13 protein-coding genes and 1 pseudogene are annotated in these 12,048 nt (G+C 70.2%); 6 read left to right on the forward strand and 8 right to left on the reverse strand.

What is annotated here, in order from left to right:
- Nucleotides 1–508: 508 nt before the first annotated feature.
- Complete coding sequence (locus ACFVT1_RS19135) at nt 509–820, forward strand: peptidase inhibitor family I36 protein (RefSeq protein WP_389796670.1); 312 nt, start codon at nt 509–511, stop codon at nt 818–820.
- Nucleotides 821–1,359: 539 nt separating this feature from the next.
- On the opposite strand, the gene ACFVT1_RS19140 is transcribed toward ACFVT1_RS19135, so the two are convergent.
- Nucleotides 1,360–1,854: a cupin domain-containing protein gene (locus tag ACFVT1_RS19140; protein ID WP_389796673.1), complete on the reverse strand. Its 495-nt coding sequence runs from the start codon at nt 1,852–1,854 to the stop codon at nt 1,360–1,362.
- 80 nt (nt 1,855–1,934) lie between these two features.
- Between ACFVT1_RS19140 and ACFVT1_RS19145 the strand changes: the two genes are divergently transcribed.
- The gene (locus ACFVT1_RS19145; RefSeq protein ID WP_389796676.1) at nt 1,935–2,786 is read left to right on the forward strand and encodes a LysR family transcriptional regulator; all 852 of its coding nucleotides are present in this window, start codon (nt 1,935–1,937) and stop codon (nt 2,784–2,786) included.
- Between the two features lie 134 nt (nt 2,787–2,920).
- On the opposite strand, the gene ACFVT1_RS19150 is transcribed toward ACFVT1_RS19145, so the two are convergent.
- Nucleotides 2,921–3,862: an N-acetylmuramoyl-L-alanine amidase gene (locus tag ACFVT1_RS19150; protein WP_389796679.1), complete on the reverse strand. Its 942-nt coding sequence runs from the start codon at nt 3,860–3,862 to the stop codon at nt 2,921–2,923.
- 596 nt (nt 3,863–4,458) lie between these two features.
- Entirely contained in the window at nt 4,459–4,770 is a 312-nt protein-coding gene (locus ACFVT1_RS19155) for a hypothetical protein (protein ID WP_389796998.1), read from the reverse strand.
- Here ACFVT1_RS19155 and ACFVT1_RS19160 point away from each other — a divergent pair.
- Nucleotides 4,679–4,897, forward strand: a pseudogene (locus ACFVT1_RS19160) (phosphatase PAP2 family protein); the annotation flags it as partial. The gene ACFVT1_RS19155 and the pseudogene ACFVT1_RS19160 overlap by 92 nt on opposite strands.
- A gap of 87 nt (nt 4,898–4,984) precedes the next feature.
- On the opposite strand, the gene ACFVT1_RS19165 reads toward ACFVT1_RS19160, so the two are convergent.
- The 3 genes from ACFVT1_RS19165 to ACFVT1_RS19175 form a co-directional block, all read right to left on the reverse strand.
- Entirely contained in the window at nt 4,985–5,671 is a 687-nt protein-coding gene (locus ACFVT1_RS19165) for a response regulator (RefSeq protein ID WP_389796682.1), read from the reverse strand.
- A 7-nt stretch (nt 5,672–5,678) separates the two neighbouring features.
- Nucleotides 5,679–7,166 (reverse strand): sensor histidine kinase, encoded by a 1,488-nt coding sequence (locus ACFVT1_RS19170; protein WP_389796684.1) that lies wholly within the window; start codon nt 7,164–7,166, stop codon nt 5,679–5,681.
- A gap of 341 nt (nt 7,167–7,507) precedes the next feature.
- A complete protein-coding gene (locus tag ACFVT1_RS19175) occupies nt 7,508–7,582 on the reverse strand; it encodes a 50S ribosomal protein bL37 (protein WP_100661309.1) in 75 nt (24 codons plus the stop codon).
- Between the two features lie 304 nt (nt 7,583–7,886).
- Between ACFVT1_RS19175 and ACFVT1_RS19180 the strand changes: the two genes are divergently transcribed.
- The 3 genes from ACFVT1_RS19180 (at nt 7,887) to ACFVT1_RS19190 (ending at nt 10,245) form a co-directional block, all read left to right on the forward strand.
- Nucleotides 7,887–8,321: a hypothetical protein gene (locus ACFVT1_RS19180; protein ID WP_389796686.1), complete on the forward strand. Its 435-nt coding sequence runs from the start codon at nt 7,887–7,889 to the stop codon at nt 8,319–8,321.
- A 202-nt stretch (nt 8,322–8,523) separates the two neighbouring features.
- Nucleotides 8,524–9,897, forward strand: a complete 1,374-nt coding sequence (locus ACFVT1_RS19185; protein ID WP_389796687.1) for a DUF1254 domain-containing protein — start codon at nt 8,524–8,526, stop codon at nt 9,895–9,897.
- Between the two features lie 123 nt (nt 9,898–10,020).
- The gene (locus ACFVT1_RS19190; RefSeq protein ID WP_389796688.1) at nt 10,021–10,245 is read left to right on the forward strand and encodes a DUF2277 domain-containing protein; all 225 of its coding nucleotides are present in this window, start codon (nt 10,021–10,023) and stop codon (nt 10,243–10,245) included.
- Here the strand turns inward: ACFVT1_RS19190 and ACFVT1_RS19195 are convergent.
- Together ACFVT1_RS19195 and ACFVT1_RS19200 are read right to left on the reverse strand one after the other, a co-directional pair.
- Nucleotides 10,232–10,912 (reverse strand): DedA family protein, encoded by a 681-nt coding sequence (locus tag ACFVT1_RS19195; protein ID WP_389796690.1) that lies wholly within the window; start codon nt 10,910–10,912, stop codon nt 10,232–10,234. The two genes, ACFVT1_RS19190 and ACFVT1_RS19195, sit on opposite strands and share 14 nt — an antisense overlap.
- A gap of 365 nt (nt 10,913–11,277) precedes the next feature.
- On the reverse strand, nt 11,278–11,733 hold the full coding sequence (locus tag ACFVT1_RS19200; protein WP_389796692.1) for a DoxX family protein: 456 nt from the start codon (nt 11,731–11,733) through the stop codon (nt 11,278–11,280).
- Nucleotides 11,734–12,048 lie beyond the last annotated feature (315 nt).

Raw genomic sequence — 12,048 nt, forward strand, 5'->3', positions numbered from 1 at the left:
CGTGAGGCTCCCGTCCCGACCACCTTCGACCCAGGCAGAGCCGAGCAGTCGCGGCCCAGGGCGTCAAGGTCGTTCGTACAGTGGTGCGCTCCACCCTGACGCCCTGAACCACGCCCGCTCCACGGTGTGTGGGCCGAAGGCGGATGGGATGGGAGCTTGGGGTGGGGTGGTGGCGGATCGCCTGATCCGCTTTCAGTCAAGGGGGCCTGCGGCATCGCTGCACGATGGGCTACACCCCTACCCTTGACCACTCGTTCTCAAAGGCGGGCCGACTGCCAGCCAATCCGGAGGGGTAGCGTTCCACCAGGTCAGGGCACTGGACTTCGTCGGAGCTGACGAGTAACTTCAGGGCGCGACATCAACTGCCGCTCTGGGCACGCACGTTACGGATCGCCACACAAGTCGTTGTGCGTCACAGTGGCACCGATTCGGAAAGAGACGTTCTGTGAATCGATGGCGAAAATTCATATTGAGCGCGTCGTCACTCGCCTTGGCTATCGGGGGCTCAATGGCAACCTCGACGGCAGCGCACGCCGCCAGCACAGACGGCAGCTGCCCGTCCGGGAATCTCTGCCTCTGGGACAATACCAACTTCACTGGTGCGAGACTCATCACTGCAAGCACCAACGCCTGCATTCAGGTCGGGATCGCCCACAAATTTAAACAATCTTACATCAGTCATTTGCCGGTCACTGCAGTGCTCTGGTATGCAGCGTCCGGTGAACCCGAACCCGTGCGGACGCTTCCCTCGGGCGGATTCAGCAGTGCTTTCCCGGTTGCTTATTATGATTTCGTCTGTACGAACGGGAAAACCCCCTAGCAATTCGCTTTGACGGACATCGACCACGTACTCCGCCAGCAGGTGCGCAGTGGCGCCCGAGGCAGATGCCGAACCGGTGCGAGTAAGTGGTGGCTGGCGGGGCGGCCGTACGGGCGTGGCGTGCATAATCGGCGGCCTTAGTCGTTCCCACCGGACCTCGGCTGCGCAGCAAGGAAGTGCAGTACCCCAGCAACTGATCCCGGCCCGGTGGTGTCCCTTTGGGGCCGTAGCGCGGCTGGTTGACCATCCGTGACCGGATCCACGGAAAGCTACACATCACAAGGTTTCTGACATCCACGGCTGACATCAACGAGGCCGGATTGAGGTGTACACCAGCGTCTCTGTCTGGCCATCGCATCAGTCGACGGCAGAGGCCGGTGCGGCTCGGAGCGAACTTGCAAAGCAGATGTCGGCGGTTCGAAACCGTCCGCGCCCACCAGTGCGAAGGCCCCCAACCGATCATGGTTGGGGGCCTTCGGCGTCCACTTGACCGCACCGTCACCAGGGGCGGGCGGTGTTGTGCCCTCGGACTTCAGTCTTCAGTCGACGTCGGTGACGGGCTCGGTGGCGTAGCGGCTCATCACTTGGATGGTCGCTTGGGGGGTCAATGCCTGGCCGCCGGCGATCATGTCCTGCAGGTCGCGGAAGTACTGCACGTACAGGTCCGGTGTGAACGTGCTGAGCATGACGGCCGGTTGATCGGTCGTGTTGGCGAAGGTGTGCGGTGCGCCGGGCGGGACCATCACGAGCGTGCCCGCGGTCGCGTCGTAGTCCTTCTCTCCGACCGTGAACCGCACCGTGCCGGAGATGATGTAGAAACCCTCGTCGTGCTGGGCGTGGCGGTGCTGCGGCGGTCCGGGCGTGTGCGGCGCGAGGACGGACTCGGCGAGGCCGATGCGGTGCCCGGTGTTGCTGCCGTCTTCGAGTACACGCAGTCGTGTGGTGCCCAGGACGATCGTCTCACCGTCGCCCGGACCGACCACCGATACGGCGGGCTCGGCGATTGGCTCACTGGTCTTCGGTTCGTCAGTCATGCTTCGATTCCACTGCCGGGGCACGGCGAGTGTCCAAGACCTGTTCTGCGGCATCGATACCGTGTGGGTATCGTTGCAGCATGGAGCTGCGTACGTTGCGCTATTTCGTGGCGGTCGCCGAGGAGCTCCACTTCGGCCGGGCCGCCGCCCGGCTGCACATGAGCCAGCCACCGCTGAGCCGGGCGATCAAGCAGCTGGAGACGGAGCTCGGCGCCGCGTTGTTCGACCGGTCTTCCGCCGGTGTCACGCTCACTCCGGTGGGGGCGGTGCTGCTCGATGAGGCGCGTTCCCTGCTCGACCAGGCCGACCGCGTACGCGTACGCGTGGCAGCGGCGGCCGGCGCCGCGACCATCACGATCGGCATCCTGGGAGACAGCACCGACGTGGGCGCAACCCGGCTGGCCGGCGCCTACCGCCGGCGGCACCCGCACGTTGAGGTCCGCATCCGTGAGACCGACCTGACCGACCCCACCTGCGGGCTGCGCGCCGGGCTGGTCGACGTCGCCCTGACCCGCGGGCCGTTCGACGAGACCGCCCTGACCGTGCACGAGCTGAGCGCCGACCCGGTGGGAGCGCTCCTGCGCGCCGACGATCCGCTGGCCTGCCACGACAGCCTGAAATCGGCCGATCTGGCCGACCGTCGCTGGTTCGTCTTCCCGGAGGGCACCGACCCCCTCTGGCAGTCCTACTGGAACGGCGGAGAACCCCGCAAGGGTCCAGTGGTGCGCGCCGTCGTGGAATGCCGGCAAGCCGTTCTCTGGAACGGTACGGTCGGCATGACTCCCCTGGACCACCAGCCGGCAGAGGGGCTCGTTGTGGTGCCGCTGATCGACATGGAGCCGAGCCGCGTGGTGGTGGCATGGAACGCGGGCGACACGAATCCACTGATCCGCTCGTTCGTCCAGATCGCGAGCACCGCCTACCGGGGCTGAGAGTGTCCTGATACGGCCAGTACGACTGCGGTGCGTGGGCCCGGCCGCCGGGTGGTGCTTGTCACACGGCTTGCTCACCGCCCGGGGCGCGGGGTGGCGGGGTGGTAGGACGGCTGGGTGGTGCGCGGCTGTGGTCAGGCCTCCTTCGAATTGATGTCGACGGTGATCACGGCGTTCTTGATGGCGGCCTGGACCGCGGTGACGATGGTCTCGGTGTCCGCACCCGTGCCGAGCTGGCCCGCGAGTGCGGTGATCGCGGCGGACTGGGCGGCCAGGGTCTTGTCCATGTTTCGGATGCGGACCTGCACGTCCTTCAGGATCGACTGCGCCTGCCAGGTCGGGTTCGTCTTGTGGTCCGCGGCGTCCGCCGGACCGCCGATCGCGTCCGTCTTCCATACGGCGTCGAAGATGTCCTTCTTGGTGATCCCTGCCATGGGGTCCTCCTCGTTCGGGTTCCAGCTCGCGGGGTGCTTCAGCCGCTCGGCCACGTCGGAGCGGAGTTCGGCCATGGTGAAGCCGCGGGGGTCGACCTTGTCGTTGGACCACTCCAGGTGGCCGATCACCGACTTCGCCGACCAGCCGTGCGCCCGGCACAGCGCGGCCTGGACGCGGACAATCGCCTGGTACTGCGCCCTGGGCCAGGGGTCCTTGCCGTCGCCGAGGTTCTCGCACTCCCAGCCGTAGAAGCGCGCGTTGCCGTCGGTTCCGTTCGCGTTGCCCTTCGTGGGCGGGGTCGGGCGGGTGCCGTAGGACTCGGCGATGACCTGCTCCAGCACACGCGGGTCGCCACCGCCGGCGTGGTTGGCGCGGCCCCAGCCGACCATGTGCACCCGGCCGTCCTTCGCGATCATCCCGTGGCACAGAGGGCCCGGCAGCGCTGTGTATCCGTCACGGACCATGGCGACCGTGGATGCGGTGCCCTTCGTGACTGTGTGGTGCACGATCGACCCGTTGACCGGACCCCACGGCCCCTTCGAGTTCCGGTTGTGTGTACGCCAGTTACCGACTTCAACGATGCGCACGCCTTCCGCTCGCAAGGCGGATACGACCTTTGCGGCAGTCAGGGGCTGTGCCATGCGGTTCTTCCCTTCACCCTGAGATGTACGCGGCGTTCCGGAACGTGCCACTGAACCTGTCGGCGACCCTGTTGATCGACTTCGCCCTCTCCATCCGGAAGTACGGACCACGTCCCGTCGAACCCGCCGCCGCAACCGTGTACTTCGTGCCCTTCGCCGACGGCCGCGTGAACGCCGGCCGTTGCGGAGCGACGACTGGCTCGTAGGAGTTCCATACCCCTGCCGAGTTCACCGGACGCGGCCGCGTGGCGGGCAACGTGTACGCCCCTTCGGCCGGGGCTCCATGGGCGGCCCTGACAGGCAGGGGGCCAGGGTGGCACTCGCCGCCGCGGGCACCCGGTACCCGGTACCCCCGACGATCGTCAGGGGAGGCCCTTGCCGTTCGGCCCGGGTCTCCCTCTTCCCCCGCTCCTAGGTTCGCTTCTCATGAAACGAGAAACCGGAACCGGAACCGGAAGAAGCAGGACCCGGAACGGGCGACCGCTGCTCGCCTGTGTCGTCCTGGGGGCGGGGGCGGCCGTCGTCGTGGGGCTCGCCCCCGGCGGATCGGGCAGGGACGAGGCCGTGGAGGTGAAGGGGGGTGCCTCCGCGTCCGCCTACCGTTCGCTGACCGAAGCGGTGGCCGACGGCCCTTCCTGGGCGGGGCCGCTGCTGGAGGTGGCCACCGAGGGCACCCTGGTGGCGCTCGGGCTGCTGCTGGTGTGGGTCTGGTGGAGCGGTGTGCGGCGCGGAGACACCCGGCTGTCCGCCGGTACCGTGCTCGCCGGCGTCGGCACCGTGGTGGCGTACGCCGTCAGCGAGGCGGTGAAGCTGGTGGTGGACGAGGAACGGCCCTGCCGGGCTCTGCACGGCGCCGCAAAGGCCGTCGCCGAGTGCCCGGCCCCCGGCGACTGGTCCTTCCCGAGCAACCACGCCACCCTGGCCGCCGGCCTCGCGGTGGGCCTGGCCGTGCTGCGGCCCCGCCTCGCCGCCGTCACCCTGCCGCTGGCCGGGGCGGCGGCACTGCTGCGGGTCCTGGTGGGGGTGCACTACCCGCACGACGTGCTGGCCGGTGCGGTCCTCGGGGGCTCGGTGACCGCGGCCGTGCTGCTCGCCTTCCTGCCGCTCGCCCGGACAGCGGCGTCAGCGATCGAAGGGCGGCTGCGCAGGCGCGACGATCCCGGCCTCGTGGGCGACGACCGCCGCGGCGGCGCGATTGTCCACGCCCAGCCGGGCCAGGATGGAGCTCACATGCGCCTTGACCGTCCCTTCCACCACATGGAGCCGCCGGGCGATCTGACCGTTGGACAGCCCGCTGCCGAGGAAGGCCAGCACATCGCGTTCCCGGCCGGTCAGCCCGCTGACCCGTTCGCGGGCGGCGGTACGGCGGCCGGCCAGGGCGCCCGCGCCCGTGGCCGAGAGATGGGCGACGACCCGCGCCGCGACCTTCGGTGACAGATAGGCGGCGCCGTCGGCCACCGCGCGGACCCCCGCGATGAGCTCCTCGGGCTCGCCCGACTTGATCAGGAAGCCCGCGGCGCCGCCCCCGAGCGCCTGGAGGATGTAGTCGTCCTCACCGAAGGTCGTCAGCATCACGACCCCGGTCTCCGGCGCGGTGCGCCGGATCTCGGCCGCCGCCTCGATGCCGTTCATCCCCGGCATCCGGATGTCGAGCACGGCGACGGCCGGACGGTGGCGGCGGACCAGTTCGACGGCGTCGTGCCCGTCGGCCGCCTCGGCGACGACGTCGATGCCGGGGTCGGTGGACAGGACCGAGCACACGCCTTTGCGGATCATCGGCTCGTCGTCGGCGATCAGTACCCGGATCACCGGCCGCTCACCGTCCCTCCCCCGCGCGGCGCACTTGCGGGGTCAGGGCCTCCTTCGACATCAGCCTGCCGCCGCGGAAACAGAGCCGGTAGGCGTCTCCGGACCGGTCGTCGAAACGGTCCGCCGTCATCGCGTAGTACTCGCACGTGGTGCCTTGTCCCTTCGGTTCCCCGGCCACCGGCCGCTGGGTGGTCTGGCGCTCGGGCAGCAGTCGCCGCACCGCGTCCCGATCCTGTCCCACCCGCAGCCGGGCGTAGTCGCCCGGGTCCAGTACGGACAGCCTGGCCGAGCGGATGTCCCAGCCCATGAGGGCGGCACTCAGCACCGCCCACGCCACCAGGGGCAGCACGATCGCGGTCGCCAGGGCCCGGCGGGCCCGGCTGCGGGCGTGCTGGTGTTCCGGGGGCAGTGCCGGGGCCGCCGCCCGGGGCGCGGTGGCCGGACGGAGGGCGGCCGGGGAGTGACGGAGGGCGTCCTGGGAGTGCGGAATCCGCGCGGTGACCGTGAAGCCGCCGCCCTCGTACGGTCCGTACTCGAAGGTGCCGCCCGCCAGCCGCACCCGTTCATCGAGCCCGATCAGTCCCCGCCCCGTGCCCGGTATGACCTCCGCTCCGTCGCGCGCCGGCGAGGGCCCGTTCCATACCCGGACCGCTGTCTCCTCGGCCGTGTGCGTCACCCGCACGATCACCTGCGCGCGTGGTGCGTGCTTGGCCGCATTGGTCAGGGACTCCTGGACGACCCGGTGGGCGGCGCGTGCGGCCTGCGGCGGCAGGGCGTCGGCGTCGGTGCCGGTGGCGTCGTCGATCCGCAGTTCGACGACGAGACCGGCGGCCGCGGCTTCGTCGACCAGCCGGGGAATGCCGGTGCCGGGCGCACGCGGCGGCTCGTCGTCGGCTTCCTCGCGCAGGATGCCGATCACCTCGCCGAGCCGCTCCACCGAGGCGGCCGCCCGGGCCCGGATCTCCCCGGCCGCGGCCCGCTGGGCCTCGTCGAGTCCGGGGGCGAGCTTCAGGGCGCCCGCCGACAGGGCGATGAGACTGAGGTCGTGCCCGAGGACGTCGTGCATGTCCTGGGCGATCCGGGCCCGTTCCCGGGACCGGGCCTGTTCGGCGACGAGCTGCTGTTCGCGCTCCAGCCGGCCGGCCCGCTCCCAGCCCGCCCGGACGAGCTCCTGGTACTGGCGCCAGAAGCGTCCGGCGAACCAGGGCAGCATCGCGGCGACCACCACCACGGCGACGAACCGCCCCGCCATCAGCAGCCAGGAGGGCACCAGGGCCACCGCCACCACCCCGCCCGCGACGACGGCCACGAGCACGAGGACCGTGGGCCCGGTCCTTCCCGGCTCCCGGCCGGCGAAAAAGGCCGCCGCGGTTGCGGGCAGGGCCCACCACATGCTGACGGCACTCAACCCGACACAGACCGCCGCGGCAACGGTCAGAAGACTCCCCGGGCCGATGGCCCGCCGAGCCGCACCGCTGATCATCGCTCTGTTCACCCGGACGACGGTACGCAGCCCAGGCTCGTCCGAGCACTGCCGAAAGTCACCCCTGTGAAATCTCTTTCAGGAGGCCGACGTCTGTTCGCGCCGGCCTCTCGAAGCGTCGGTATGCACCCCTGAGCGATCGGCACGTGCTGCGAAGCCGTCGGCATGCGCGGCGAAGAGATCGGCGTGCGCCGCCAAGACATCGGCATGCGCTGCAAAGCCGTCGGTAGACGCGAGGCCGTCGGCATGCGCCGCCAAGACGTCGGCGCGCGGCGCGTCGACTGCTTCACGGAGCGGGGCGCACCGCGGGTGATGTGCCCCGTCGACCGTGGCGGACTCGGTACTCGGTCGGGTCAGGCGTTGGGGCGCTTGCCGTGATTGGCCTTCTTCTTCTTGCGGGCGCGACGCTTGTTTCCTCGCTTGGCCATGCTGAGCATCTCCCTCATTCGGGGCTTTTCGGGCATCGGTCAGTCTAGATTCGGCCTGGCGCAGCCGCAGCCGCACCACCGTCGCGTCGCCGGACGATCACCCTCGGCAGCCGGGCGCGCAACGCCACCGGATCCGCCCGGCGCGAGGCCGGGGGTCGCGGAGGTGCCGCGGTTTCCGGGACCGCAGCCCGAGCGTGGTGCTTCTCGGCGTGCCACCCGTATGGGTGTGTCCGGGTGGTTGCCCGGGAAGGTCCCGCGCAGGGTCGGTTCTGTCTCGCAGTCCCGCTCCGGTCAAGGGGTTCCCATGGCACACTCAGCGTCCACGCCCGGCCCGTCCCGTACGCCGGCTCAGGGGGACATCGACCCCTGGGCGGCCGGCGGGATCATGTTCGCCGGCGTGCTGCTTCTCGTCGACGGTGTCCTCGGCGTCATCAAGGGCATCTCCGGCATCGCCTCGGACGACGTCTACGCGCACGTCCGGAACTACACGTTCAAGTTCGACGTGAGCTCATGGGGATGGATCCACCTCGTTCTCGGCATCGTGCTCGGATGCGTCGGCTGGGGCATCCTCAAGGGTGCTACCTGGGCCCGTGCCACGGGTGTGGTGCTCGCCGCGATCAGCCTGATCGTCAACTTCATCTGGCTCCCGTATCAGCCGATCTGGGCGATCATCTCCATCGCCATCGACGCGTTCGTGATCTGGGCTCTGTGCACGGAGACTTCGAAGGCGGTCATCTGAGGCGTAAGGGCGTAAGGGGTAAGGGGTAAGGGGTAAGGGCGTCCGGGCGTACGGGAGTCCGGCCATACGGGGCCCGACCGGGCCTCCCCGCGGAGGGAAGCGCGGTCCTCGCCGGGCCCTCGCAGGGTCTTCCCCAGGCCCTCGCCGTGAGTGAGCGCGTGACCGAGCCCGAGTGAGCAGGCGTGTGAGGGAGAGGACTGCGGTGTCGGAGAAGAACACGGAAGAATGCGTCGCTCTTGCCGCCGAGGCATACGTCTACGGCTGCCCGTTGGTCCATGGCCTGTCGACGGTCGAGGACTTCATGCGGACGGGCTCCGGCTCGCTGCCGCCCGCCCCCTTCAACCACTTCGCGCATTCCGGTCGACCGGAGCCGCCCGCCGGGCACTCCGTGTCGGTCGGTGATGACGACACGGTCCACTCCCTCGCCCACCTCGACCTGTCCGGCGGTCCGGTCCTCCTCCATGTCCCCGACACCGGCGGCGCGTACTACGTGCTGCAGTTCGTGGACGCCTGGACCAACAACTTCGCGTACGTCGGCCGGCGTGCCACCGGTACGGAGGCCGGTGACTGGCTCGTCGTACCGCCGGGCTGGGCGGGCAGTGTGCCGGACGGGGTGCGGGGGGTGATCGACGCACCGACCTCCGTCGTCTCCGTCATCGGGCGCGGCGCCTGCGACGGTCCGGACGACATGGAGCGGGCCCGCGCGCTTCAGGCACAGCTCTCCCTCGCGCACGTCGAGCCGGGTGTCCACCGCACGGGTCTGCCGGCGCCCGATCCCGACGTACCGGAGTCGCTGAGGTTCTTCGAGCGGCTCAGGGTGTGGATGGCCGACTTCCCGCCGTCCACGGCCGACCAGGCGTATCAGGACCGGTTCCAGCCGCTGGGACTGCTGGAGGAGGGGCCGTCGCCGTACGCGTCCGCCGGCCCCGGCCTCGTACGGGCACTGGCCGAGGGCCTGGCACGGGGCAGGGCGCGGGTGGAGGGGGCGAGCCGGTCCTCGGCGGCGGGCGGCGGCTGGGAGATGGATCCGCATCTCTTCGACTACGCCCTCGATCGGCACGGCGTCGGGACCATCGACTCCCCGCAGTGGCGGATCGCGGACCGGGAGGCCTCCTACCTGACCAGGGCGGTGGCGGCGCGGAACGCGCTGTGGGGGAGTCACGGCTACGAGGCGGTGTACGCCCACACCTGCCGCGATGCAGAGGGTGAGCGTCTGAACGGTGCCCACTCCTATGTACTGCGTTTCGAACGGCAGCCGCCGGTCGGGGCGTTCTGGTCCATGACCACGTACGGCACGCGGGACCACCGCGCCGTGGAGAACCCGGCCGCGCGGTATTCGGTCGGTGACCGCACCCAGGGCCTCGTGCACGACGTGGACGGTTCCCTGACGATTCACCTCGGGAGGGAGCGGCCTGCCGGTCCGGTCGCGGGGGCGAACCGGCTGCCCGCGCCCGCGGGGGAGTTTCGCGTGGTGCTCAGGCTCTATGAACCGGGGCCGGAGATCCTCGACGGTACGTACGAGATCCCCGCCGTCGAACGGAACGGGGAGCAAGGGGCCGGCAGCGGTGAGCGGTGAGGCGTAGTGACGGTGCCATGAGGCGATGCGGGGCGGGGCGAGGTGAGGCGATGCGGGGCGGGGCGCGGCCGTCGGCAGGAGATCGCCTCGGGCGTTGTCAGTGGCTCGGGTCACACTGGGGGCATGTGCCGCAGTATCAAGACCCTTCGCCCGCCCGCCCTCCCCGAAGAGGCCACCGAGGAGGAGATCCGGGCCGCCGCCCTGCAGTTCGTGCGCAAGGTGTCCGGCTTCCGTGCTCCGGCCGCGCACAATCAGGAGGTGTTCGACCGGGCGGTCGCCGAGATCGCCGGGGCGACCGCCAGACTGCTGGACGGTCTGGAGATACGGGGTGCCGTCAGGACGCCGTAGTGGCCGTCGCGGTCGCCGCTGCCTGAGCAGCCGCGGCGGCCGGGCGGCGCATGACGTACGCGGCGAGGGCACCCGCCACGAACAGGGCGAGGACCGAGACGGCCGTGCCCACCCAGGTCGCGCCGAGCCACTGGCCGCCGAAGTAGCCGAGGCCCACGCTGTAGCCGGCCCAGGCCACGCTCGCCAGGGCCGACCAGGGCAGGAATTCCTTCACCTTGCGATGAGCGGCGCCCGCGCCCAGCGAGACGACCGAGCGGCCGGCCGGGGCGAAGCGGGCAATGATGACGAGGATGCCGCCGCCCCGGGCGAGGGCGGCGCCGAGGCGTTCCTGCGCCGAGGTGAGACGGCGGGAGCGCGCGATGGCCCGGTCCAGGCGCTCGCCGCCGCGCCAGGCCAGCCGGTAGGCGACCAGATCGCCGAGAACGGAGGCGGCGGCCGCGCACAGGGTCAGCGCGAGGAGTGAAGGCACCTGGGAAGCCTGCTCGGCGGCGCTCGTCGCGGAGGCCGCACCCGCGACGGTCGTCGAACCGGCGGCGACCGCCGTTGCGGCGGTGATCACCAGGACTCCGCTGGGCAGCACGGGCAGGAAGACGTCCAGGAGCACCGAGAGGGCGACCACGGCGTAGATCCATGGGCTGCCGGCCAGCGCGCCCACACTCTCAAGCACCTACTACTCCCCGATTCGGAACAACGCCGCGACGTCGCAGGGGAGCGGCAGGAGCGGCAGGGCCAGCTGTACAGCGTACGCCTGACGCTGATCGGGTGATCCATAAATACGGACGATGTTGGGAAGGTCACGTACGCCCGGAAATGGGAAGACAGGGTTCCGGCTGTGCGTGAGGAACGTCCCTCGCGGACCGGCCCGTGGGCGGAAGGGCCGGTCCGCGAGAGGCGGGCCGTGCGGGCCATTGCGGCTGTGAGGCCGATGCGGCCGACCGTCATGGTCCGCCACAGCCGTCGGACCGTTACGGCTGCCGCAGTCGTCGCGGTCGTCGGACGTATACGGCCACAGCCGTCAGACCGTCGCGGCCGTCAGACCGTCACGGCCGGTGCCTGCTCATGCGCGCGGTCCTCGTTGCGCTCCGGGGCGCCCCGGCTGAACAGCCGGTCCAGGGCCAGTGCGCCGGGGCCGGTGAAGACCAGCAGGAGGAACGCCCAGCAGAAGACGGCCGAGGGCTCGCCGCCGTTCTGCAGCGGGAAGAGCGCTTCGGGCTGGTGGACCTTGAAGTACGCGTACGCCATGGAGCCGGAGGAGATCAGGGCCGCGCTACGGGTGCCCAGGCCGAGCGCCACCAGGCTGCCGCCGACGAGCTGGATGACCGCCGCGTACCAGCCGGGCCAGGTTCCGGCGGGTATGGAGCCGCCGCCCATCGCGCCGCCGAGGACACCGAAGAGTGAGGCGGCGCCGTGGCAGGCGAAGAGCAGGCCTACGACGATCCGGAACAGGCCGAGCGCGTAGGGCTGAGCATGATTCAAACGTGCGTGCATGGGGGGAGGGCTCCTTCGGTCTGGTGGGGACGTGAACCGATTGAGTGCCCAAGATTAGGGAAACCTCACCAATGCTTGCAAGTTCAACATTCTGTCGACCGGCTGAAAATCGCCCCGTGGTTGTCAGTCAGGGTTCAATTGGGCACCGCCCCCAGCTGCGCACCTTCCTTCGCTGCTCTGGCCTGAACCAATGGCAGCGCAGCTTTCCGGCCATGAGGGGGCGAGTGGCATGAGCTGATTGGCCGCGACGGAAGCCGGCTCCGAACGGTCCCGGCGGCTGCGTCGGGTGGTGGTGGCGGCCGTGTCGTGCGGCGG

Source organism: Streptomyces sp. NPDC057963, assembly GCF_042887155.1.
GTDB lineage: Bacteria > Actinomycetota > Actinomycetes > Streptomycetales > Streptomycetaceae > Streptomyces.